Origin of the sequence: Nostoc sp. UIC 10607 (assembly GCF_047228265.1) — a bacterium.
GTDB classification, from domain to species: Bacteria; Cyanobacteriota; Cyanobacteriia; order Cyanobacteriales; family Nostocaceae; genus Nostoc; species Nostoc foliaceum_A.
Map to the genome: position 1 here is coordinate 21,370 of NZ_JBIQNW010000008.1, position 25,630 is coordinate 46,999.

General features: G+C 40.4%; 18 protein-coding genes and 1 tRNA gene. 11 read left to right on the forward strand and 8 right to left on the reverse strand.

Going from position 1 to position 25,630, the window contains the following annotated elements:
* Window positions 1-329: 329 nt before the first annotated feature.
* Complete coding sequence (locus tag ACEYW6_RS09815; RefSeq protein ID WP_412979555.1) at window positions 330-884, forward strand: peptidoglycan-binding domain-containing protein; 555 nt, start codon at window positions 330-332, stop codon at window positions 882-884.
* 432 nt (window positions 885-1,316) lie between these two features.
* On the opposite strand, the gene ACEYW6_RS09820 is transcribed toward ACEYW6_RS09815, so the two are convergent.
* Both ACEYW6_RS09820 and ACEYW6_RS09825 read right to left on the reverse strand, forming a co-directional pair.
* On the reverse strand, window positions 1,317-3,737 hold the full coding sequence (locus tag ACEYW6_RS09820) for a sucrose synthase (RefSeq protein ID WP_412979691.1): 2,421 nt from the start codon (window positions 3,735-3,737) through the stop codon (window positions 1,317-1,319).
* 1,468 nt (window positions 3,738-5,205) lie between these two features.
* Window positions 5,206-5,278: transfer RNA gene (locus ACEYW6_RS09825), tRNA-His, on the reverse strand.
* Window positions 5,279-5,402: 124 nt separating this feature from the next.
* Between ACEYW6_RS09825 and ACEYW6_RS09830 the strand changes: the two genes are divergently transcribed.
* From ACEYW6_RS09830 to cobA (ACEYW6_RS09840), 3 genes are all read left to right on the forward strand, one after another.
* Window positions 5,403-5,786 carry a DUF4359 domain-containing protein gene (locus ACEYW6_RS09830; protein ID WP_412979556.1) on the forward strand — a complete coding sequence of 128 codons (384 nt, stop codon included), beginning with the start codon at window positions 5,403-5,405 and terminating at the stop codon, window positions 5,784-5,786.
* 178 nt (window positions 5,787-5,964) lie between these two features.
* On the forward strand, window positions 5,965-6,705 hold the full coding sequence (locus ACEYW6_RS09835; RefSeq protein WP_412979557.1) for a sirohydrochlorin chelatase: 741 nt from the start codon (window positions 5,965-5,967) through the stop codon (window positions 6,703-6,705).
* Window positions 6,706-7,485: a uroporphyrinogen-III C-methyltransferase gene (cobA, locus tag ACEYW6_RS09840; protein WP_412979558.1), complete on the forward strand. Its 780-nt coding sequence runs from the start codon at window positions 6,706-6,708 to the stop codon at window positions 7,483-7,485.
* 30 nt (window positions 7,486-7,515) lie between these two features.
* On the opposite strand, the gene ACEYW6_RS09845 is transcribed toward cobA (ACEYW6_RS09840), so the two are convergent.
* Window positions 7,516-8,136 carry a hypothetical protein gene (locus ACEYW6_RS09845; RefSeq protein ID WP_412979559.1) on the reverse strand — a complete coding sequence of 207 codons (621 nt, stop codon included), beginning with the start codon at window positions 8,134-8,136 and terminating at the stop codon, window positions 7,516-7,518.
* A gap of 469 nt (window positions 8,137-8,605) precedes the next feature.
* On the opposite strand from ACEYW6_RS09845, the gene ACEYW6_RS09850 reads away from it, so the two are divergent.
* The 7 genes from ACEYW6_RS09850 (at window position 8,606) to ACEYW6_RS09880 (ending at window position 17,426) form a co-directional block, all read left to right on the forward strand.
* Entirely contained in the window at window positions 8,606-9,562 is a 957-nt protein-coding gene (locus ACEYW6_RS09850; RefSeq protein ID WP_412979560.1) for a homogentisate phytyltransferase, read from the forward strand.
* Window positions 9,563-9,565: 3 nt separating this feature from the next.
* Entirely contained in the window at window positions 9,566-10,039 is a 474-nt protein-coding gene (locus tag ACEYW6_RS09855; protein WP_190894952.1) for a tetratricopeptide repeat protein, read from the forward strand.
* 592 nt (window positions 10,040-10,631) lie between these two features.
* Window positions 10,632-12,773 (forward strand): ATP-binding protein, encoded by a 2,142-nt coding sequence (locus ACEYW6_RS09860; RefSeq protein WP_412979561.1) that lies wholly within the window; start codon window positions 10,632-10,634, stop codon window positions 12,771-12,773.
* Between the two features lie 325 nt (window positions 12,774-13,098).
* Window positions 13,099-14,328, forward strand: a complete 1,230-nt coding sequence (locus tag ACEYW6_RS09865; protein WP_412979562.1) for a tetratricopeptide repeat protein — start codon at window positions 13,099-13,101, stop codon at window positions 14,326-14,328.
* A 24-nt stretch (window positions 14,329-14,352) separates the two neighbouring features.
* Window positions 14,353-15,957 (forward strand): uroporphyrinogen-III C-methyltransferase, encoded by a 1,605-nt coding sequence (gene cobA, locus ACEYW6_RS09870; RefSeq protein WP_412979563.1) that lies wholly within the window; start codon window positions 14,353-14,355, stop codon window positions 15,955-15,957.
* Between the two features lie 39 nt (window positions 15,958-15,996).
* On the forward strand, window positions 15,997-16,593 hold the full coding sequence (gene coaE, locus ACEYW6_RS09875; RefSeq protein WP_412979564.1) for a dephospho-CoA kinase: 597 nt from the start codon (window positions 15,997-15,999) through the stop codon (window positions 16,591-16,593).
* A 506-nt stretch (window positions 16,594-17,099) separates the two neighbouring features.
* Entirely contained in the window at window positions 17,100-17,426 is a 327-nt protein-coding gene (locus ACEYW6_RS09880; protein ID WP_412979565.1) for a hypothetical protein, read from the forward strand.
* Window positions 17,427-17,506: 80 nt separating this feature from the next.
* On the opposite strand, the gene ACEYW6_RS09885 is transcribed toward ACEYW6_RS09880, so the two are convergent.
* The 5 genes from ACEYW6_RS09885 to acnB all read right to left on the reverse strand — a co-directional run bounded on the left by ACEYW6_RS09885 (window position 17,507) and on the right by acnB (window position 25,601).
* Window positions 17,507-18,910, reverse strand: coding sequence for a hypothetical protein (locus ACEYW6_RS09885; protein WP_412979566.1), 1,404 nt, complete (start codon window positions 18,908-18,910; stop codon window positions 17,507-17,509).
* A gap of 303 nt (window positions 18,911-19,213) precedes the next feature.
* A complete protein-coding gene (locus ACEYW6_RS09890) occupies window positions 19,214-19,750 on the reverse strand; it encodes a universal stress protein (RefSeq protein ID WP_412979692.1) in 537 nt (178 codons plus the stop codon).
* A 711-nt stretch (window positions 19,751-20,461) separates the two neighbouring features.
* Window positions 20,462-20,881, reverse strand: a complete 420-nt coding sequence (locus ACEYW6_RS09895) for an endonuclease domain-containing protein (protein WP_412979567.1) — start codon at window positions 20,879-20,881, stop codon at window positions 20,462-20,464.
* A 170-nt stretch (window positions 20,882-21,051) separates the two neighbouring features.
* Window positions 21,052-22,785: a DUF262 domain-containing protein gene (locus ACEYW6_RS09900; RefSeq protein ID WP_412979568.1), complete on the reverse strand. Its 1,734-nt coding sequence runs from the start codon at window positions 22,783-22,785 to the stop codon at window positions 21,052-21,054.
* A 155-nt stretch (window positions 22,786-22,940) separates the two neighbouring features.
* Window positions 22,941-25,601 (reverse strand): bifunctional aconitate hydratase 2/2-methylisocitrate dehydratase, encoded by a 2,661-nt coding sequence (gene acnB / locus ACEYW6_RS09905; protein WP_412979569.1) that lies wholly within the window; start codon window positions 25,599-25,601, stop codon window positions 22,941-22,943.
* Between the last annotated feature and the right edge of the window lie 29 nt (window positions 25,602-25,630).

A 25,630-nucleotide genomic window follows, 5' to 3' on the forward strand; every position in this document is an offset into this window, starting at 1 on the left:
AAAAGCAACATCAGCATACCAAGCGTGAGCCAAAGCCAACTAGGCAAATTTGTTTGATAGCATTCCCATATGATCATATAGTATGTTATTGTCTAAACCGTTGATTTAGATCCTATATCTTACAAGTTCGTGGCTTGATTAAAGATAAAAAAAGCACAAAGCTAATCATATTAGTCTGATTAAATGGAAGAGGAGGTGAGTAAATATGAGCATGACAATATTATCTGAAAAAAATAGTACATGACTTTTTTTTGGTCAGTATGCACTATTCCGGACAGCAGCAATGTTGTTGGTTAAAAGAAATATTGGTTGAAGTAAAATGAACTACAATGACTGAAATTGGCCTGATGATGACGGGCGTGTTAGCAATAAGACAAGCATCTGGAGCCAATTTGCCACAGCAGCAATTAGTTCAGATGGAAAATGACCAAAACCAGTCAAAAGAGAGTCAGTTAGAGATAACTGCTCCAGTTACACCACCTGAATTCATGCAGACAGATGGGATTTCCCAGGCTTCTGCCGCAGCGATCGCACCAGATAAAGAACATATACTTAAGAAAATCAGCAAAAATAATCAGTTCCTAGCTTCTTCTAACTTAGGTAAGTCTAAAAAGTATTCTCAATCTGGAGATAAAGTCCGTGCAAAGGCTACAGGACGGTTCCAGAAGTTTAGTAGCCAACCTATGCCGACTCTTTATTTCGGTAGCTCTGGTCTTGCTGTCAGAGTCTTACAACGGCTGTTAGTGTCTAACGGTTATGCAATTAGAGTGGATGGGATTTATGGCGCACTGACAGAGACTGCTGTCAAAGCCTTTCAAAATCAGCGAAATTTAGGAGTGGATGGAATAGCTGGTCAACGAACTTGGCGGGCGTTGACAATTTAGTTAAAAGTTAGGAGTTAGGAGTTAGGAGTTAGGAGGTAGGAGATAGGAGGTAGGAGTTAAGATTAGGAGTTAGGAGTTAGGAGTTAAGAGTTATACCGATTACCTCTGAGGTTGCTCCTGAACAATTTTACTCAAGCTCCAAATCTTGCCAAGCTTGATTTTGTGCAGTTTCATAAAGAATTGGTATTTCCATATCTTGCACCAGACGATTAAAATCGCGGCTACCAGAACAAAGCCTACCTCCGCAGCCTACAAAACCCTTGATGTTCCGTAGTCCGCGCAGGCGGATTTCGTTTGTGTAGCCGCGACTTCCAGTCGTTAGATACTAAGGTGCAAGATGTGAGTATTAGGAGTTACGAAAATTTGTGATTTTTATAATTCCTAACTCCTAACTCCTAACTCCTCACTCCTCACTCTTCACTCCTAGCTTAATTATCGGTACTTATGCTGCTCTAATAGCTGTTGCGCTCTTGGCTTGTAAATTAAATAGAATAAAGCCTCTATATAGCGCAGCAAATCTTCCCGATTCTCCTTCGAGGTAAAGTTCCAGAAGCCATAAATCCTTGCTAATGATAATAGCTTGCTAGTGTGAATTTTCCAAGTATAGGTGCTGTAAACTCGGTCAATTGCTCGCTTGGAAATTTCATCCCAGTAATTAGGATTTTGTTCGCATTTAGTGATGAAGTCCACAATTTTCGTGGCCGTCTCCTCTAAATTTGTTGGGTTAATCAAAAATCCATTAACCTTATCTTGAATAATCTCCAGTGGCCCACCAAATTGTGTGGCAAAAGTCGGTAATCCCGAAACCATCGCCTCTAAAATTGTCAACCCAAAAGCTTCAAATAAAGCTGGTTGTACAAAAATTCCCTGATGATCGGCAATCACTCGATAAATTTCACCAGAATCAGCTTTAGTCAGGCGCACGCCCAGCCAACGAATCTTCCCGTGGAGATTGTACTCCTCAATGATTTGGTAAAGTTTAATAATTTCGTCACGTTCTTCGTTGTCGCCTGATTCTTCAACGCGCAATTTACCCGCCACCAAAATTAAATTGCAATGCTCCTGTAGTTCTTTGCTTTGACCATAACATTCAGCTAAACCTGTGAGGTTTTTGATGTGGTCAAGACGCGCCATTGAGAAGAGAGGACGCTTGTTAGGATCGTCGAGTTTGCCAAAGATTTGTGCGGGGTCTTCCAGAGTAAAAAGTGTTTCTGCAAGGCGTTGGCGATCGCTCTCTACTCGGTCTTTAGTCCGGGTGTAAGGGAAGTAATTATTTTCGTTTACTCCAGGTGGTACGACATTAAATTTGGGACTAAATAATTCAATGCCATTGGTCACATGGTACAACTCCGGCATGGTGAAGCACTTATAAGACTCGTACTGTCCCACACTATCCGGTGTTCCGACAATTTCTTGGTAGGTGCTGCTGATCACAAAATTGGCAGCATTCATTGCAATCAAGTCAGCTGTAAATTGCAATGAAAAATGATATTTCTCCTCTAATTCTTGCCAGTAGAGGTTACTGAACAAGTATTTAGATTTTTCTAAAGCATGGGCAACATTGCATTGGGTAACTTTCAACCGTCGCGCCAGCAAGAAAGCTATTAAGTTCCCATCAGTATAGTTTCCAACTATTAAGTCAGGTGTACCTTGAAATTCTGCCCGTAGTTCTCTTTCTGAATCAATGGCAAAAGTTTCTAGATAAGGCCAAAACTCAAACCGGGAAATCCAGTTTTGAGTCATGTTGGGATTAAATTCTCGTAAAGGGACTCGCAAAATCCAGGCATTTTCGGTACCGTGGACTTTTTCTAGCCGTTGATTACAAAGGGTGCCATCACTATTAGGAATCAAGCGGGTGAGAATAATCACCTTTGGCTCGACATTCAATTTCTCTAAACCAGCTAGCAGGACATCTTCTTGTAGCTGCTTCTCTAGGCTCTTTGCTTGGTCAAGGACGTAAACAACCTGACCGCCGGTATCGGGACGGCCTAACACTCCCTCTTGCCCAAACCAACCGTGAGCTGACACCAAGACGATTCTAAAAATCATCGGAACCCGTGAAATGAAGGCTTCTAGGGTCTGAGGATCGGCAGAATCAATCAATTCATCGAGAATATTTAAAGTTTCCCGTACACGCCCTGCGGTGTTACCCCAACCCGGTTCAAAACCCATTGACTGCAATTGGAACCGGAATTGTTCGTAGGGTTCATCTTCGGGGCGATTATTAACAAAACCGATAGCTTTCTTAACTTGCTCGGAAAGTTGCTGCTGTGATTGAATGCGATCATTAATCAGCAGTTGAACACCGTTGTAGTGGTGCAGGCGTAAGAAATTCAATAAGCTTTCCAGCAATTGTTTGGAATCTTGAAATATTTTGCTGGATAGATAGCGGTTGAGAAATTGTACCCCTTTACCAATATTTTTGGGGTCGCGGATGACTGGGGTGTAGTCATAAAACGGGCCGAAGTCCAATTCTAGCAGGTCGCCCTCGTTGGGATGATATTTATTCACCAAGCGATCGCGCAAATCCAACAAATCCTGCACCGTCATCGGCTCAATGCTCAAGTCTGATGTCAACCAATAAACTTCTTGGCTGGCAATCTTAGAACGGATGATGAAACAGAAGTTTGAGTCCTCCTGAATAATTTCTTGAGTATAGTAAATAAGTTTACCTAACTCGGAGGTAGTATAAAATTCCTCAGGTTTCTGGGATTTTGAGCAATAATCACTATATACATTCAGTATGTCGTTCCGCAGCAAGTATTTCTTTTCTTGTTGGCGTAATTCACTAAGAAAGGAACGCAAATCACTTCTTTCTTCACTATCTAAGACTGCTTGAAGCAATTCAGACATGGCAACTCCACTAGATAACGATGTTTGCATTGTTGACTGTCAAGGCGAGACAAATAAGCCTCCACCTTTTGTTTGACACATATAAACACGAAATAACACAGATAAATATAATTTATCTGTGTACCTACAAGTATCAACTTTTCAGCAGGCACTTAAACCGTGTTCTTCTTTACTTAAAGTATCTATGACTCAGTATTTTTGACTCTAACTAAAGGAATACAATTTTTATTTCTTTTGATAGATGTTAATAAATAACTGCATGGTTCTATGTAGGGCACAATATCTCACGCCCTCAACTGCTTGAGCTAACCTTTACTATATCATTTATGTACGTGTATTTGATTATTCGCACATTGATAATGTCAAGATTTTGCTGTCAAGCTCTGTAAGGCTTATAAATCAATACTTTTTTAAGTATTCTAGAGTGTTAATATTCATTTTCATCTTGGATAGAGATGATATATCCGGCAACTTTGAGCATTACTAATATTTTGGTACTTTGGGTAATCAGTAATTGTCTTGGTATCATCTATTTCCCCAGGTTTGACACAAAATTTAATTGTTTCGCTGAAAGCTAACTATTCAGTTAAATTCAATTAACTAAAATCAATTTTTGTTCCAAGATAGACTAATCTTGATCCACTCTAGTTATAATTTAAGCATAAAGTTGTTTAAGTGGAGTCAATTTATATGGCTACCAATACAGATAAGTTAACAGCTTCTGACCACAGTATAGGCAATATTCTTATTATCTCTTTGCTTGCCTTCTGTGGACTGACTTTGATCATTCTTTTAGGCATTTTTTAAGAGTTAGATGTGTGTTACAAAACTCCTGATGCTCAGATTCCCGATTTCTCTAAGAAATCGGGAATCTTAATATAACGTGAGTTCGACAAACCTCTTAGAGGCCTTTTATTAGGCTGATTAAACGGACACTATATGATAACCCGTCAAACTCACTCTAATATTAAAAGTTAACGCTCCAGAGAAGCCTGAGTAAGAGCTTAGTAAGGTGACGACTCTCAGCGCTAATTGCAAGCAATGTAGAGGGAGCATCTGTGCGATTCGTTATGGGCGCAGCGAGAAAGAGCACCTCATAGCTTTTCTAAACCACGTTTTTGAAATAATTCATATTTAGCTATCAAACTTTCTACACTATCGGCGTTGCGTAGACACGTACTTTTGTAAAGAAGCAAGCTGCGCGTAAGCGTCCCGCAGGGAATGTAGAAAAGTGGCTTGTCATAAGAAAGACATTACACACTTAATTTTCATTTACAAAGTAGATTTGCTTATATACATCAAATTATTTATAAGTTAATCTGATGAATTATTATAGTAGGTTTGCAACCCTTGCAATTCCATGCACTCATAGATGACAGATCCTTGCTAAAGTAATGGTTATAAATGTTCAGAACCACAACCCATTTTTTGTAACAGTATATGGATCAGTCAGTATGAAATTATCTAGGGCGAACGATGGGACTCGAACCCACGAATGGTGGTACCACAAACCACTGCCTTAACCTCTTGGCTACGCTCGCCATTCAACAATTTGAATTATAGCAATAATTTGGCAAGCGATCAAGAGTTTTTCTTCAAGGAACGGACTTAGTTGATTTAGAGTCTCTGGAATCTAACAATTACAATGAATTTTACTTGGCAAACATGAAACCCTTAACCATCATTGCATATACTGGAGCAGCAGCAGGACTCGCCGCCTTGGGTGTGACAATGGCGAAGACCAATCCCAGTCAGGTTGAGTATGAAGAATATGCAGTGCAACGGTTGACAGAATACTTAAAAACCGATGTATGCAAAAAAACCACCAATCTTATAGAAAATTTAATTCGTTTTAATTGTGATAAGTTAGTTGACTCGGCTAGTCCGCAAATCCAAGAAATTATTGCTAGGACTACAGAAAGACAAAATTATATTATTTTTAGCATTTACCGTACAGATTTAAAAATAAACTCTTGGATACCTTCTTACAAATTTGAAACCGTAGGAGCTTTTGATCAATTTTATACTTACACTGCCGAAGAACAATAAGGCAAGCAGCAGGGGGAGAATATAAAAGTGATTAAGAATACTTCTATGGAGTCATGGCGGTCGGTGCAACTACTGTCTCTAAATTGAATAGCACGCTTGTACACCAAAGCACCCATTACCACTAGCTTAATATTAAGTAAGATATGAGAGTTAGTCACTGAGAGTTCAAGCTTTGCCGATGTCATCTGCGTATCTGCTAGTATCTCACGGAAGTCGCGATCGCCGCCCAGAAATTGCTATGCAGCAACTAGCAAAGCTGGTACATAACAAATTGCCAGAAAATCACAACAATAGCGAGCATCTTGTTGGTATAGCTACTTTGGAAATGAGTCCTCAGCCTTTACACGAGCAGATTCAAGAATTTGCCAAGAGGGCTTTTGGCGATTGCAAACTATCTCAAAACGAGAATTGCCTCAAAATTGTACCGCTGTTTCTGCTGCCGGGAGTCCATGTCATGACAGATATTCCAGCCGAAGTAGCACTAGCACAACAGGCTACTGGTCAGGATATCACGATTGAGTTGCAACCACATTTAGGCTCTCACCCCAATTTAGAGAAATTGCTGGCAAAGCAAATAGCTGCTATAAAAGCAGAAGCATGGATTCTCTTAGCTCATGGTAGCCGTCGCCCAGGTTCCAAAGAAACTGTGGAAGCTATGGCTGCGAGTTTGCCAGCCGTAGCTGCTTATTGGTCTGGGCCTCCTAGTTTAGAATCACAGGTGAAAGAATTGGTAGCTGCTGGTTATCGGGAAATTGCAATTTTGCCATACTTTTTATTCGCTGGTGGAATAACTGATGCGATCGCGGCCTCAATAGAGGAGCTAAAATTACAATTTTCTGCGGTGAATTTCCAATTGGCACAGCCACTGGGAGCAAGTGCAGAATTAGCCGAGCTAATTTGGGATTTAACAGATAGATAGATGAACCGCACAGAAAAACAGGAGAACAAGTATTTGGGAAAGGTTTATTTAGTAGGTGCGGGGCCAGGAGATCCAGGACTAATTACCTTGAAGGCAAAAGGTTTATTGGAATGTGCAGATGTAGTTATCTATGATGCCTTAGTGAGTCCGGCAATTCTGGCAATGATTAATCCCCAAGCCGAGCAAATTAACGCTGGTAAGCGGAGGGGAAAACATTCACTGTTCCAAGAAGAAACAACTCAATTGCTGATTGAGAAAGCGCAGGATCATGCAATTGTGGTGCGGCTAAAGGGTGGCGATCCTTTTATTTTTGGTCGCGGTGGCGAAGAGATGGAAGAGTTAGTCAACGCGGGAATATCAACGGAAGTTGTGCCCGGTATCACATCTGGAATTGCTGCGGCGGCCTATGCAGGTATTCCATTGACTCATCGACTGTATAGTTCTTCGGTGACATTTGTTACTGGTCACGAGGCGGCTGGTAAGTATAGACCGAAGGTGGATTGGAATGCGATCGCTCACGGTTCCGAAACAATTGTAATTTATATGGGAATTCATAATCTGCCTTATATTGTGGAGCAATTAAGTGCAGCTGGGTTGAATTTAGAAACGCCCATTGCTTTGGTGCGCTGGGGTACGCGCCCAGAACAAGAAGAATTGATTGGTACTTTAGAGACAATTGTAGAGCAGGTAGAGCAAACTGGATTTGGTGCGCCTGCGATCGCAGTCATTGGACAAGTAGTAAATATGCACAGTATTTTGTCTAGTTGTCGTCCAGTTTGATGGTTGGCGCAAACGTAAAATCCAGTGTATTTAAGTTTCTCGAATCCAAAATGCCAATCCTCCTCCACGACCACGAGCTGCAATGAAATCTTCCGTCACTAAAAAGAAGGCAAAGAAGGGTAATTTAGCTATAGGCTGGTTGTAGAAATCTTCTGTTTGAACTTTACCAGAACGGATTGGTCTGTTGTAAACAACACGATCAAACAAACTGATAAGCATCTGGTTAAAGTCAAATGCCAATAAATTTTTCTTACCTAAATATTGCACTGGCCCCGTGAGCTTCAACAACACTGGCCCAAATTCAACCTGATTACAAATTTCGCCTCTGTTTGAATCCTGTTCTAAAGTGGCATCAAAGGAAACATGGATTCTTATAAACTTTGGTACATACAAACCCTTGCCCAATACAATTCCCCCGCGCTCTCTGACTTTTTTAGTGCCAGTAGCAAAGCAAAGTTGCCATTTACCTAGAAGAGACTCAAACGGATAAGTTAAACGTTGCTGCTTGGCAGATTTTTCTGCTTCTAGCAACGCATTTACTAATATTTCAGCACTAGGACGTGTGCCTCTCTGACCTCGATACCCAGCCGCAGCCTGGGATAGTACGGTCACAAAGTCAAATTTCGCTTTAGATGTCAAATTAGCTGTCATAATTTAACTATTTCTTTGCTTTTCTGATAGATTGTAGCGTTATGGGGAGTAGGGAGTGGAGAATCGGGAAGAGATATTTTCATAGTTGGTTGTCAGATTTTTTCGGCGGGATAAAGTCTCTTCCGTAAGGTATTATGATTCTCTTTCATTAGGTATAGCTGACTTTTGATTAGGGTTACAACGGGCTGTGCTAAAGGCCCAAGCCGCCGCTACCTCAACTACGATACAGTGCGTCCAAAGCTTTGGCTCTTGTTAATGACCAAATTCTGTAACAATGGTTAACAATCTGACAATTCAGGTCATGTGGAAAAGTTAACACGCAACCTAACCCCTCAGACCTCAACCCTTGTAGGGAATGGGGAGAATTCAAAGCCTCTCGATAACAGGAGAGAGGAATGGAAGTGAGGATTTCCAAATATCGTGAAAAGTCAGGGTTAACAATAAGCCGGAATACTAATCTAAGCTACTCATGAGCCAGAGTTCTCAAAACAGCCCTTTGCCACGCAAACCCGTTCAATCATATTTCCATTGGTTATACGCTTTCTGGAAATTCTCTCGCCCTCACACGATTATTGGTACAAGTCTGAGTGTGTTGGGTTTATATTTTATTGCCATTGCTGTTTCCTCAACTGGATTTTCTGGCATTCCACTGAGTCGGGTTTTGGGCGCATGGATTGCTTGTCTGTGTGGCAATGTCTACATTGTGGGGTTAAATCAATTAGAAGATATTGATATTGATAAGATTAATAAGCCTCATTTACCGTTGGCATCAGGTGAGTTTTCTCGACAGACAGGGCAATTTATTGTCGCTTTTACTGGGATTTTGGCGCTAGTTGTGGCGTGGCTAACTGGGCCATTCTTATTTGGGATGGTAGCAATTAGTTTGGCCATCGGTACTGCTTATTCTTTACCGCCAATTCGCTTGAAACAGTTTCCATTTTGGGCAGCGCTGTGTATTTTTTCGGTGCGCGGCACGATTGTTAATTTAGGGTTGTATTTGCACTATAGTTGGGTGCTGAAACAAAGCCAAGGAATTCCGCCTGTGGTGTGGGTGCTGACGTTATTTATCTTGGTGTTTACCTTTGCGATCGCTATATTTAAAGATATACCAGATATGGAAGGCGATCGCCTCTATAATATCTCTACTTTCACTATCAAACTCGGTTCGCAAGCTGTGTTTAATCTAGCCCTTTGGGTGATAACTGTCTGCTATCTGGGGATAATTTTGGTTGGCGTGCTACGTGTGGCCTCAGTTAACCCCATATTTGTGGTAATTACTCATTTGGTACTGCTAGTTTGGATGTGGTTGCGGAGTTTGGCAGTAGACTTACAAGATAAAAGTGCGATCGCTCAATTCTACCAATTTATCTGGAAACTCTTTTTTATCGAATATCTGATTTTTCCTATCGCCTGCCTTTTGGCTTAGACAATGCTAGAAACCTTTCCCACTACTTCTATTATCGCTGCTCTTGTAGTTGTTCTCAGTCTGTCAATTCTTGGCTATTTCGCTTGGAAAACTTTGATTACCTCAAACTTGTTTCAAAAAGGAATCAATCTTGCTCAAGCAAAAGATTACCAAGGTGCAGAAGTAGCGTTTCGTAAGGTGATTTCTCTCAACTCTACTAATGATGTGGTGCGCTTGTTTTTGGGAGATGTTTTAAATCAGCAAGGCCAAGTAGAGGAAGCAACAGAATTATTCCGGGAAGTGATTCGCCGCAGTCCGAAAAATCCTGATGCTTATTTGCGTCTAGCAAATATTCTCATGCAGCAAGAACGAGAAGAGGAAGCCAAAACTAACCTGCTACAAGCTAAAGATTTGTTGCAAAAACAACGCCAACCTGAAAAAGCTAAAAAAATCACTCAACTGTTAGATAAAATGAGTGCTAAGTCAATTCCATCTTAAGTTAATTCAGAATTGCGGAGATCAAATTTTCCTGTTCTGTCTCCTAATTTTTACCATTGTTCCCATGATGGTAAAAATGATTTTTTGTTTGGATTTTACCAGTGTCTGCCGCAATTATATCTGCAATTTTAGCAAGTTTGACCACTCACTTTATCGCCTTAAAAGTGAAATCTGATGCGCTATAAGATCCATAGCCACAATTAATTAATTTAGGGTTTAGAGGAGAAAATTTTGGGGATTTTAAAATCTTATCTTTTTGCAAAACATCTACAGTAACAGTTTTTTGGGTTTGTAAAGACATATTATAGTTTCCTTAAGCAGTAAAGGAACTAGACCACTGCATCATTAATATTTTAATACTAAAATAGTAGAGCGATTCTCATTTTACTAGGTACTGGTGGTTAATTATTTTTTCTGTACCTTTATCTGTGCAGTAACTGCTATATCAGGTGAGGGCAAGAAAGATCAAAAATAACAATTCAATAGCCAAGCCGTCTTTGGTTAGCTCTTAATATCGATGTGCTAACAACTTAGGCTAATTAAAAAAATAAATTTAGTAGTAGATTTTATAGATTCAAAAAACCAAGTGTTTATGTCAGATATAATATCAGAATTATGGACTAATTTTTTTACAACAGGATCATTTATTCCACATGGTCACTGCTATCTATGGCAAACTAATTTAGTTTGGTTACACATATTATCTGATGCGTTCATTGCTCTAGCTTATTACTCGATTCCAGCTACACTCTTCTACTTTGTCCGCAAGCGGCAGGATTTGCCCTTTGATTGGATTTTTCTACTGTTTAGTGCATTTATCGTAGCTTGCGGCACCACTCATTTAATAGAGATTTGGACACTTTGGCATCCAACCTATTGGGTATCGGGGTTTGTCAAAGCAGTAACTGCAATAATATCTGTAGTTACGGCACTAGAACTTATACCCCTAGTTCCACAAGCACTAGCACTTCCTAGCCCTGCTCAATTAGAACAAGCAAATCAAGAACTTCAAACACAAATAGCCGAACGCTTACGGGTAGAGAAGGAACTACGAAAATACCAGAATCATCTGGAAGAAATGGTTGCTGTTCGCACCAATGAAATTACCAAGACCAACGAGCAATTACAACAAGAAATCCTTGAGCGTCAACGCATTTTAGAAATTCTCCGACAAAGCGAAGAACGCTATCGTTACCTAGCTGAGGCAATTCCTCAACTTGTATGGACAACCAATCCTAACGGTGAATGTGATTTTTTTAATCAAAATTGGTGCGAATACACTGGGCTAACATTAGAGCAGTCCTTGGGTTCTGGTTGGTTGGCTGCATTGCATCCAGATGATATCCAAAGTGCTGATGAAGTTTGGTCTAATGCTGTAAAAAATAGCACTATATATAACAATGAATATCGCTTTAAACGGGCTTCTGATGGCTCTTATCGTTGGCAGCTAGCGCGAGGTTTACCACTCAAAGATGAGCAAGGTATTGTAGTGAAGTGGTTTGGGACATGTACAGATATCCACGAACAAAAACAAATACTTGAAGAACGGGCGCACCTGCTGGAATTAGAACAAATTGCACGAGCCAAAGCAGAAACAGCCAATCGAATTAAGGATGAATTTTTAGCCGTCCTTTCTCACGAACTACGCACTCCACTAAACGCAATACTCGGCTGGTCAAAGTTGTTGCAAATGGGCAGGTTAGACAAAGCAAAAACATCTGAAGCACTAGCCACAATTGAGCGGAATGCTACCTTACAGGTTCAACTCATTGAAGACTTGCTGGATATCTCCAGAATTTTACAGGGCAAACTGACGCTGAATATTACGAAGATTAACCTAGAGTCTACGGTATTGTCTGCACTACAGACAATGCGTTTAGCGGCAGAAACAAAGTTGATTGAGGTAAGTACAGTATTTGAAGCCCATGTGGGGCAAGTTATGGGCGACTCGACTCGTTTGCAGCAAGTTGTCTGGAATCTCCTTTCTAACGCTGTCAAGTTTACACCAAAAGGAGGAAAGATAGAAGTACGACTAGAGCAAGCTGATGGCTATGCTCAAATCATAGTTAGCGATACAGGTAAGGGAATTAGTGCTGAGTTTTTGCCATTTGTGTTTGATTACTTTCGCCAAGCAGATAGCACCACTACGAGAAATTTTGGTGGATTAGGACTGGGATTAGCAATTGTGCGTAATATCATCGAGATACATGGTGGACTCGTCAAAGCAAATAGCCACGGTGAAGGCAAAGGGGCAATATTTACTGTTAGCTTGCCACTTTTGCAAGATGAAAGCCCAAGCCTGACGGATGAACAAAACTATGTTCCATTATTAACTCCTAACTCCTTACCTCTCACTGGCGTTCGAGTTTTAGTTGTCGATGATGATGCTGATTCACGAGATTTTGCTGCTTTTGTATTAGAGCAAGATGGGGCTTTTGTTATCGCGGTATCTTCAGCATTTGAAGCATTACAAGCTTTAGCACAGGTAAAGCCAGATGTGTTGGTCAGCGATATTAGTATGCCCGATATGGATGGCTATATGTTAATACATCAAGTGAGAACTTGGACACCAGAACAAGGGGGACAAATTCCAGCAATTGCCTTGACGGCTTTTGCTAGAAACGATGACCAGCAAGAAGCGCTAAAAGCTGGGTTTCAGATGCATGTGCCCAAGCCTTTTAACCCAGAAGAATTAATTGCAGCCATTGCTAAACTTGTCGAAACAAAAGTGTAAGCAATTAGTTAAAAAACAACTTTTTAATTCTAATAAAGCCTCAGCTATTGTGTACAAATAGACACTTGTATGAGAGTAGACTTGTATCAAGTTAGGTTAATCACTTATAATTCCTGCTAGAACTCCGCTGAAGTCCACTTGAGTGGACTTCAGCTATGAGACTCGGAATTTATTCAGAGGCAAGATAGAAACGCAGTGGAAAATTTATTAATAAAGATAGATATGGCTGCGGCAAGACTTGTGTGAGGAGGATCTGGGGTGTTTTTATGATGGCAATTAGCTGCACTCGATATTACATGTAAATCAAGCAGATAAGGTAATAAAAATGCTGAAAAACAAAAATCTACTGGTAGCAGCTATTATCTGCTTGTGCTTGAGTAATGGGAATACTGCCTTTGGTAAAGATGTTGGCATTGTTTTATCAAAAATTCCAGGCTCAAATCAGTCCGCAGTTCCTCAAAACAAAAACGCAGTCGCTAACTTTGAGCAAGGAACCAATCTCTACAAACAAGGAGATTTCAAAGGAGCAGAGGCGGCTTTTCGGAAAGCAATTGAACTAGAACCCAATTTTGCACAAGCTTATATTGCTTTGGCAAATACTCTCGACGATCAAGGGAAACCACAAGAAGCGATCGCACATTACAAAAAAGCCATTAGCCTCGATCCTAAAGACTCTAGAGCATACTTCAATTTGGGTTTGACTTTAGCAAGGCTTAATCAGTTAGAACCTGCGATCGCCCAATATAAGAAAGCTATCAGCCTTGAACCCAAGTATGCAGACGCTCACTATAACTTAGGAAATGCTTTGTACGCTCAAGGCAAGCTAACAGAAGCAGTCACCGAATATACAGCAGCTATTCGCCTCAAACCCAATTATGCCCCAACTTACACGCGTCTGGGAAATGCTCTGTACGATCAAGGTGAGCTAGAACAAGCAGTTACTCAGTACAAAAAATCCATTAGCTTTGATCCCAAGTATGCAGACGCTCACTATTACTTAGGGAACGCCTTGTATGCTCAAGGAAAGCCAGCAGAAGCAATCGCCGAATATACAGCAGCCATTCGTCTCGATCCAAAAAATCCCGCAGGTTATAATGCCCTGGGAAATACTCTGTACGCTCAAGGCAAACTAGAAGAAGCGATCGCCCAGTATAAACAAGCCATTAGCTTGGCTCCTAACTATGCAGACGCTCACTATAATTTAGCAAGCGCTTTTTACGCTCAAGGCAAGCTAGCAGAAGCAATCGCCGACTATACCGAAGCGATTCGCCTTGATCCAAAACATGCACAAGCTTACACAGGCTTGGGAAATGCGATGGATGATCAAGGGAAACCGCAAGAAGCGATCGCACATTACAAAAAAGCCATTAGCCTTGTACCCAACGATGCATTCACTTACTATAATTTGGGAATCACTTTAGGAAGAGAACAACAGCTCGAAGAAGCGATCGTTAATCTCAAAAAAGCCAGAGAGTTATTCCAAGCTGAGGAAAACAAGGAAATGGTTGAGCAAGTTAATCAGCTAATCCAAAAAATTAATACCCGAACGAATTGAATAAAGGACAAGGGGAATTGGGAATTGGGAAAAACGACTCAAGAAAGGGGCAAAGTCTACCTCGTAGGTGCTGGGCCTGGAGATGTGGCATACCTGACGGTAAAAGCTTACAATCTCTTAACTACTGCTCAAGTTTTAATCTACGATGCCCTGGTAGATGCTCAATTATTGCAGTGCGTACCACCTGATTGCTTGCAGTTGGATGTCGGAAAACGCGGTGGTAAACCCAGTACAACCCAAGCAGAGATTAACAAGTTACTTGTAAAGCATTGTCAGCAAGGAAAACAAGTTGTACGGCTCAAATCAGGCGATCCGTTAATTTTTGGGCGTTGTACTTCCGAAATTGAAGCGCTCAAAGCATCTGGTTGTGATTTTGAACTAGTACCAGGAATTTCCTCAGCCCTTGCAGCACCGTTGTTGGCAGGAATTCCCCTTACAGATCCGGTGTTGAGTCGCACTTTTGCAGTGCTTACAGTTCACGAACCAGAGGTTTTAGACTGGGAGGCGCTTTCACGGCTAGAGACATTGGTAATTTTGATGGGAGGGCAACATCTGCCAGAGATTGTACATCAACTGGTGAGATACAGGCGATCGCACTTAACACCCATTGCCATCATCCGTTGGGCAGGAACTCCTCGCCAACAAATCTGGATAGGGCAACTGGGCAATATTTTGGAACAAACTACCGAATTATCTCTTTCTCCAGCAGTAATTGTTATTGGCGAAGTTGTTGGGCTACGCAAGTACTTACAACCTGAGAAAATAGATTGTCAGGATTCAACTACAGCCCAAACTTCTAGCCCCCCTGTTATGTTAAGCAACCTCTTTGCCTCTCCCCAACCACTCACTGGCAAAACAATCTTGGTGACACGTTCAGTTGGACAAGCGGGTACATTTAGCGATCGCCTCATCGCATTAGGCGCAACAGTCATCGAAATGCCTACCTTAGAAATCGGCCCGCCCTCCAGTTGGGAAGCTTTGGATGATGCGATCGCTCATTTATCTGATTTTGACTGGTTAATTCTCACTTCTACCAATGCCATAGATTACTTTTTTGAAAGGCTAATTGCCCAAGGTAAAGATACCCGTGCCTTAGCTGGTATCAAAATTGCCGTCGTTGGCGAGAAAACAGCCCATTGTCTCAAACAACACTCTCTCCAAGCAGATTTTATTCCCCCCAACTTTGTTGCCGATTCTTTAGTAGAAAATTTCCCAGAGGATCTGGATGGTAAAAAAGTATTATTTCCCAGAGTTGAAAGCGGAGGAAGAGAAGTTTTGGTTAAGGAATTAACTCTCAAGGGAGCAAAGGTGATAGAAGTTGCCGCATATCAATCTTGTTGTCCTAGTGGTATCCCACCTGAGGCAAAGTTAGCTCTCCAAAATCGCAAGATAGATGTAATTACTTTTGCCAGTTCTAAAACTGTGCAATTTTTCTGTCAACTTACTAACAACATATTTCCCAGCAACTCTGATGTTAGTCAATTTTTAGAGGGTGTTTGTATTGCCTCTATCGGGCCTCAAACCTCTAAAACTTGTCATTTTTTATTAGGGCATGTGGATGTAGAAGCTGAAGAATATACTTTAGATGGTTTAACCCAAGCATTGATAACATGGGCGACAAATTCCTAAATGAGGGAGCAGGGAAGAGTAACAAATGACAAATGACTAATGACTAAACGTATAATCGGCTTAACTGGAGGTATTGCCACAGGCAAAACCACTGTCACCAATTATTTAGCTAGCGCTTATAAGCTGCCGATTCTGGATGCAGATATTTATGCTAGAGAGGCAGTATCTTTAGGTTCGCCTATTCTTGGTGCGATCGCTCAATGTTACGGCGAACAAATTTTACTACCAGATGGCAGCCTCAACCGCCAAAAACTAGGCGAAATTATCTTTAACCGTCAAGATGAACGCAACTGGATAGATAATTTGATTCATCCTAATGTGCGCGATCGCTTCCTCAAAGCAATTGCCCAGTCCTCCTCAGAAACACTGGTGTTAGTAGTGCCTCTATTATTTGAAGCGGGAATGACTGATTTGGTTACAGAAATATGGGTAGTGCGTTGCTCCCAAGAGCAACAACTACAAAGATTGATACAACGAAACCAGTTAAATAGAGAACAGGCACGAGCCAGGATCAATAGCCAATTATCTCTCGAAGAAAAAGTGGCTCATGCAGATGTCGTTTTAGATAACTCTTCTACCCTAGAAGTACTACTGAAGCAAGTAGATGTCGCTCTAAAAACCACAAGTATGGACTAAATTAGATTTAACTTAAAAAATATACATAGACAACATTCTATAGATATAAAAGGTTTATAAATTGAATATTATCTAGTTAAGTAAAAAATACTTATATATGACCCCATCTTGTTAAATAATTCGGTGATTTTACAGTTGAAGCTGCGGATGATGGTACTGTAAATTTAAATTGTTATTGTACAAAGTACATCATTTGGTAAAAATTAAAAATTAATAAATAAAAATTAAAATTTAACAAAAATTAATTGTAAATTATTGAGCTTATTTTAAAATTATTTTAGAAGTAGCTTTTCAAAAAACTACTTGTAATTTATTTTTTGCTACTGATGGGTGCAGACATTTAATTAAAGATTGAGTGATACATTGCTTTTACTAGCTGTCAATTCGGTTGATTCCTAACTAGATTGTCCACCTGTTCGATTCTGGATTGGTGATTGAAAGGAATTGAGATTTACTTAGAGTCCAGAACTCTTCGTTATAGATTTCTTCTTTGGGAGAACTCACTTATGTCTTTAATCAGGACAGGTATGAACTTAAGTTTTAGTTTTTTAAGTAAGTTAGCCCTAGTTAGCTTTCCAGCAAACGAATTAAAACAAAAGAATAAAATACATGATTACAGCCAACTAGTTTGGGGAAGCGACTATGTATTTGAGCGCCTCAATGAAGGAATGATAGGGTATATGACTGGGATCGGCAGAAATATTAAACCCTGCGATCGCATTATTTTACGAGAAGGTTGTGAATCTTATCAATATCAAGTTGAGGAAGTTGATTATTACTCAGATCCATCTGATATGTGGATAGCTTTACTCAAGCAAGTACCGATTGACTAAATATTAAAGTCAACCAGTTGCTTCAATTCCATAGGTGAAGATTCTCCTTCTCTTCCTAAAGAATAAGATAAATAATCTATCTATTTTAAATTTATCAAAAAGTGAGCTATTAAAGTATTCCTTTCATAGGATAGTAAGTAAAGATGCAAAAGATTTGGGTTATCTTTATCAAGATGCATCACTGAACCATCAACTGCTAAATGGTGATGATCTATCCACCGCTCTTGTGAATCTAGTAAAAGACTGAAGTAGGGACTAACATCTGGATGATTTTTCGTTAATTCATCGTAGCTTTGATAAAAAGGAGGTATCCCAATTCCCATCGGCATATATAAGCCTTTAGGATAATCTTCTACAGGCAATTGGGGAAGCGTTTTCAGATTAATGCCACTAATGAATAATCTATTTTTTTCACCAGTCTTGGTATCTGTGAATCCTAGCTCAATTTCCTGTAAATTTTGTTCAACGCCAATCGGTTTAATATTCCTTAAAATGGCTTTGTCAAATTTGCCTATTCTCCAATATTGATTTCCCCAAGGCTTATTTTGATCATAAAATCCTGGTGGTCGAAAACTGGCAAATTTAATTTCATTTTTAGCGTCGTAAAAATCTTTCCATTTTGTGATATTTGACGCTAGCGTAGTTCTAACTTTTCTACTTTGTTCTCCTGATACAATTATTCTTTCATCAAGGGGAAACTGCGTAACAACTTCTTTTTGATCAATTACATTTCTCAGAAGATTAGTCTTTACTATTGTGCCACTGGGATCTTGCCAGTGTTCTAACTTCCACCAATGCTGCCAATAAGAAATCTTATTAATATTTTCAAAAATATTTTTGTAATGTCCCATTGGAAAGGTAAACCAACTTTGATAATAAAGAGATTTATTACCATCCTCTTTCGTGAAAAGTAAAATTTCCCAAAATCCTGCATTTAAGCAATTATTAGCCAAAGCGACCTCTACGAGGTTTTGCTTTTCAAAACCGTCTCCTCCGACAATTTCTATGTTTTTTGAATTAGCAGGAAAAGTAACCTGTTGTCTGTTCCACTCCCGGTCTGTAAAAGCGATTATTTCTAAACCTTGATCTTTTTTAACCCATTCGGGTGCTTTAGGGACTAATAGCTCTAAATCAACATTTTTTATAACTATTTGTGCCGTTCTGTTATCTGTTGGCTCAAGCACAAAATCGAAATGTGTATCATCTTTCTTAAGAATTATTAATTTTCTATTAGAATATCTTTGAAAATTTTTGCCTAAGGGCGCGGGATTGACTGGATAATCGACATTAGATAATTCTTGTAGCTTGACACTCATCTTATTATCAAATTTATATCTGGATTTAAACCAGAAACCACCCAGTCCTAGTAAACCAAGGCATAGAATAAGGGTACTAAATAAAATCTGTTTCTTAGTGACTCTGAAATTAGCTTTGCCAAATCGGGAAATGCCTGCAATTATTTCCTTCGCAGAAGTATTTTTCATTGGACAAATTGCTTTTTTATGATAATGCTGATTAACAGCATACCTTTCTGTGAAACTGATTCCTCATTTCTATTGGCAAAGGTCACATTAATAAACAATTGTCTGGAATTAGAGAGTTTAATACCCATTTCCTGCGGATGCAGAACGTTAGCTACGTCTCTCTTAGAAAATTGCTCCTCTTGGGGAAACCATAGAGGAGCAATTTTTCATTACACTTAGCTTAAGTTTCGGTTAGAATATCCAACCCTTTACGATTGAGCATTAACCAAGGAACGACTTTATCAAACTGATTTGGTAAAGTCATTAGTTAACGATTAAAGTGCTTGTAGTTTCTTTAACAACTTCATCTTTTTTAGGAGTAACTAAAAGATGCACAACATGCACTGAACAAGGACCATGGTGAAGAACGTAGTTACTCACACTACCGAGAAATAGTTCTGCTAACCCAGAACGACCCCGACGACCCATAACAATTAGGTCAGCGCCATAACTATGAGCTAAATCACAAATGATGCGGCCAGGATTACCAATGTTTTGTGTAAATTCCGTGGTTACACCTGCTGTGTTAGCTTGGGCACAGAAAGATTGCAACATTTTAATTCCTTCATTTTTAAAGGCATCCCACTGCTTTTGATATAACTCGAAGTTTTGACTACTCAATCCCGGATAGTAGTCAAAATTAGACAGCATAGGTAGGTAAGGACTACCCTCTTCTTCGGGAGATAGGACATGCACCAGCATTAAGCTAGCTTGTGTTAACTTTGCTAAATCCAACGCTTCCTCAAAAACTTGTTGCCCTATTTCCGAGCGATCTAATGCAGCTAGAATCTTTTTAAACATCATAATAGACCTCCGATTTCATTGGTAATTGGTCTTTACGGTTTCGGGTTTCCAGATGCTGGATTGTCAAAAATGACTAATCCCTCCACTATGTTTAGCAACTTGTGAATTTTAAATTTCTTAAAGGTTTTCGCCCCATACCCATATTTATGTTTATAGCAAAACAATTTGAGGAACTTGTGAAGAAAGCAAGCGTTTATCTTTAGATTATCGAAGAAGCACTCTCATCGAGATCGAGTAAACCATCGCCAGATAAAAGGCAATCTAAAGTGCCTAAATTACTTTTCAGCGAAGAGTACAAGCGATACCTTCTCTACGAGACGCTATGTTAACGCAACTTATTCTATTATCTAAATTTGATTTTCGTAGAGAACATAGTTTTTGTGAATTTCAAGCATTTTATAACTCCTATGTGTAAAAAGTCTGGTGTTAAGTAATTAGACTTTAACAGTTTATCGCGATCGCATGGATTGACCTCTCCCCCAACCCCTCTCCGAGGCGGAGAGGTGAGCCGGATTTCTCCCCCTTCCCTACAACTACGGTGTACACACAAGTGATCGAATCACTACCAGTCCTCAAATTACCCCACCCTAACCCTCCCCGTATGTATTGGGGAGGGAACTAGATTTTCCAATCTCCCACCTTTCCAAGGGGGATAATTCTACTTGTGTGTACACCGTAGCTTCCCTACAAGGGAAGGGGGCTGGGGGGTTAGGTCTGTTGAGAACAAGCTGTGGAAATAAGCATCAAAACTTTATCAAGTTCGTGTCTCACTTCTTCATTTTTAATTCGCAACAAACGTAGTCCCCTAGCTGACAAAACTTTGTCCCGTTCGGCATCATATTCGGCTTGTTGTTCATGAATTTTGCCATCTACTTCTATCACTAATGCAGTTGCGTGACAGTAGAAATCTGCAATAAAGCCATTGATAATCTGCTGACGGCGAAAGTGCAAACCATTCAGGCGATTAGCACGAAGATGTTGCCAAAGAATTTTTTCTTCTGGTGTCATTTGCTGACGAAGTTCTTTAGCACGTTGCGCTTTTGCTAAGTCTGCTTTGTATCCAATTACAATATTGCGGGTTCCCTCTTTTGTCAGTGGATAGGGTTCTTCGGGTGTTGGATTATTCATTTATAAAGTATGAAATAGGTATTTATCTTTACATTATGATTGACCTCTCCCCCAACCCCTCTCCGAAGCGGAGAGGGGAGCCGGATTTCTCCCCCTTCCCTTGCAGGGAAGGGGGTTGGGGGGTTAGGTCTGTGTGCGAAGTGCAAAGGTGCGATCGCATACAATTTCTTTTATCGAGGCCATACTTTAATCGCAATCTTAGCTAAAGATTCAGCGCGACTTTTGATTTCTTCTTCATTCCAAACATTTACCTTGTGAAAATATTGGTTCAAAGTCACATTACTAGTCCTTAAAATCTTCAATTTCTCCTCAAAAGATTTGTTAGATAATTCAGAGTTATATTGTGTCAACGTGAGATTTCCCAAAGTGTGAAGCAATTCTTTTTGGGTCTTGCTATAATTTGTGCCTAACATTTCTTGCCATTCCTTACGTAAGGGTGACTTTTGGGGCATAATATGTTCAAGACTCATAGGTTGAGTATCAACACGCTCTTTGCTCAGAGATCGTTCTATACTTTCTAATAAAAACTTCACGCGTTCATTTGCTGTCGAGCTTTTAGGATTATATAGAGGTTCATTGGTGATATGCTGACAGAATAAGTTGTCATCAGGAAATACTTGACTTTTATCGAAACTAATTAGAACTTGACGTAACCCATTTACTAAATCTTCAGGATTTGTTTCCTTTACTTGCTTATACAAATTGTTAAATGTTATACCTAAAGCTCTAGTAGGAATCCCAACAATCCAACGGCGTACAAAGTAAGATTCTAAATATTGCAGGATTTTCTCAAAATCTTGAATAGATAAGTGTTGTGCCTCATATTCATAATAAATATTCAGGAGAAATATATGACAAGTAGTGAAATCCAATTTTTTTAATCGCTGAAACCAATGCCTTAGTTTTGGTTCTTGTTCTTCATCATCAAAATTAAGACGTAAATAGTAATTGGTAAATTTTATAAGGTTATGCAACTCAGCCTTGATACCTAATTCTGGTTTTTCAAAGCGTTTAGCCGATTCATCAAAGCGTTGTTTAATTGATTTATAAACGGCTTTTTCATTAATTGCCTCTCCATCTTTACGCAAATAAAACCAAAATGCCTTAGTTAGTTCGTCTGCATATTCTTTTTGCTTCATATTTAATTTAAAACTTTCTTGAAGAGGCAACCACTCGCTGTTATAAACTTCATCTCTCTCTTCAGAAGGTAACTTCATAAATATATAGTTACGAACTAAATCTGCTTGGGTTAATTCTTCTCCTTTGTTGTTTAAACTCTCAAAAATAAGATATGGGTTATCGTTGTTATCAGAAGTAATATTTACTAATACCAAACGTTCTAGAATAATATTTTTAAATTTTGCAAAATCTAACAAAATATCCTCATCTGCAAAAGGCTTTTTTAGCTTCCCATCAAAAAATTTATAAGCTTCATATATTGCTCCTGATTGTGATTCTTTACTTCTAGTCTTAGGTGTCTTATTGTCGATAATACTTTTATATGCGTCGCAGTCATCCTGAGTTGGCAGCACTTTATAAAAATCATCATTTTTTTGATACTTATTTATCAAAAAAAATTCATGTATCTGTTCTGCTATTTGTTTGTCAGATTTCTTGAGATAGTTTCTTAATGCCGCCAAAAGAATGCTAAGAGTTGTAAAACGTTGTTGTCCGTCTATAACAATATATCGACTTATACCATCAGCAGTTCCAAGTTCAGCTTGGGTTACTATAGGCCCAAGAAAATAAAAGCCTTTTTCATCATCATTATAAAGACTCATCAAATCTTCCCACAGAGTCTCCCAGTTCTCTTTTTTCCAAGAGTATGGTCGCTGAAAAAGAGGTATTTGAAACTGTTTACCACCTTCTAGTAAGTTACGGAGAGTTGTTTCTGATGCTTTCATGCTTGTTATTTGCTTTATGTATCATATACGATAATAACTAATTTTTGTATTATCAAAGACTTCAGTATGAGGGATTTACATTAAAAAGCCCGCGTTAGCGGGTTTTTTAATGTAGCCACAGATTAAAACCTGGGGCATTTCATGTCAATTATTACCTACCTTGCCGCCGTAGGCATACCCAAAATATCCTCAAGTCTCGGCATATCTTCCAACGCAATCACTCGCCCTTCATCCTCAAAACCGGCGATTTGATCAAAGTTCAAATAGCGATACAAATCATCTGCAAAAGGATGAATTCTACTCGCCACAATGTCCAAATATTCCTGCACTGTGGGAAGCCGCCCCAGCAGCGCACAAACTGCGGCTAATTCTGCTGAACCAAGATACACTCGCGCATCTTTACCCATGCGATTATTGAAGTTGCGGGTAGAGGTAGAAAAGACTGTTGTGCCATCAGCAACTCGCGCCTGATTACCCATGCACAAACTGCATCCTGGCATTTCTGTTCTAGCACCCGCAGCCCCAAAAACGCTGTATACACCTTCTTCTTTTAATTGGTGTTCATCCATGCGGGTTGGTGGTGCTATCCACAGACGAGTTTTCACTTCACCTGCGCCTTCCAAAACTTTCGCTGTTGCCCGATAATGACCAATATTCGTCATACAAGAACCGACGAATACTTCTTGCACTGGATCATTAGCAACTTCCGATAATAACTTAACATTATCGGGGTCATTGGGAGCAGCAACAATTGGCTCTTTGATTTCGTTCAAATCAATTTCAATTATTTCCGCATACTCGGCATCAGCATCGCTTTCTAACAAGACGGGATTTGCTAACCATTCTTCCATCTTTGCCACACGGCGCAGCATGGTACGGGCATCATGATAGCCTCGTGCTATCATATTTTTCAGCAGCGCTATGTTAGAACGCAGATATTCAGAAATTGTCTCTACACTCAGCTTAATTGTGCATCCGGCACAAGAACGTTCGGCGCTAGCATCGGTGAGTTCAAAGGCTTGTTCAACTTTTAAATCTGGCAAACCTTCTATTTCCAGAATTCGCCCGGAGAAGACATTTTTCTTGTTCTGCTTCTCTACTGTCAGCAAACCTTTTTGAATTGCCACGTAGGGTATGGCATTCACGACATCCCGCAAGGTGATACCTGGTTGCAATTCTCCTTTAAATCTTACCAAAACTGACTCTGGCATATCTAAAGGCATCACACCCAAGGCGGCTGCAAAGGCCACTAATCCCGAACCGGCAGGGAAGGAAATACCCAAGGGGAAGCGGGTGTGAGAGTCGCCGCCAGTTCCCACGGTGTCGGGTAGCAGCATCCGGTTTAACCAAGAGTGGATGATACCATCACCGGGACGAAGGGCGACACCGCCACGAGAAGCAAAGAAATCGGGGAGTTCGTGATGGGTTTTGATGTCTACTGGTTTGGGATAAGCTGCTGTGTGGCAGAAACTTTGTATTACTAAGTCTGCACTGAAACCAAGACAGGCGAGTTCTTTCAATTCGTCGCGGGTCATCGGGCCTGTGGTATCTTGGGAACCAACGGTGGTAATGATGGGTTCGCAAGATGTGCCGGGACGCACGCCAGGTAATCCACAAGCTTTACCTACCATTTTCTGTGCTAGGCTGTAGCCTTTGCCTGTATCAAAGGCTTGCTGAGGACGGGTGAAAACTTTGCTTGGTTCTAAACCAAGTGCAAGACGGGTTTTGTCGGTGAGGGTACGGCCGATAAGTAGGGGGATGCGTCCACCTGCGCGGACTTCATCGAGGATGGTGTCAGGTTTGAGGGCAAAGGTGGAAATGACTTCGCCTGCTTCATTGGTGATTTCGCCTTTGTAGGGATGGATGGTAATTACCATGCCGGTTTCTAGTTTGGTGACATCGCACTGAATAGGCAAAGCACCGGCATCTTCTGCTGTGTTAAAGAAGATAGGCGCGATCGCACCACCTAAAACATAACCCCCAGCGCGTTTGTTTGGCACAAAAGGTATATCATTTCCCATGTGCCACAATACTGAGTTAATGGCAGATTTACGCGAGGAACCTGTACCAACTACATCCCCAACGTAAGCTACAGGATGCCCTTTCTTTTTCAACTCGGCAATGGTTTGTAAGCTTCCCGGTTGCCGTGACTCTAACATCACCAAGGCGTGTAAGGGAATATCCGGGCGAGTTGTGGCGCTTTGGGCGGGTGATAAGTCGTCGGTATTAGTTTCGCCTGGAACTTTAAAAACAGTGACAGTAATCGCTTCTGGGACTGTGGGACGCATAGTAAACCATTCAGCTTCCGCCCAAGAGTCAACCACCCGTTTGGCGAAAGGATTGGTTTTAGACAACTCTAAAACATCGTGGTAAGCGTCATACACCAAGAGAATTTTGCTTAAGGCGTTGGCGGCGTAGGCGGAAATGGGTTCCTTTCCTTGTCCACCCATTACTAGAGGTGTTTCGGATGAGTCGGAGAGGGATACAGTGGGCAATTGCAGCAAATCGATTAGAGATTGCACATTGTAACCACCTATCATTGTGCCCAGCAATTGCACTGCTTCGATGGGCGCAATCAACGGACTGGTAATTTCTTCCTTAGCAATGGCGGTGAGAAATCCAGCTTTGACATAAGCTGCTGGATCAACACCAGGAGAAACGCGATCGCTCAATAAATGTAATAATATCTCCTCTTGACCCTTTGGCGGATTTTTCAGTAATTCACATAATTCTGAGGTTTGCTTCGCATCCAATGGTAAAGGAGGAATACCGAGTGCTGCCCTTTCGGCAACGTGTTTACGATATTGTTCTAGCATTTTTATGTTCTCCATTGGGATGTTCTATC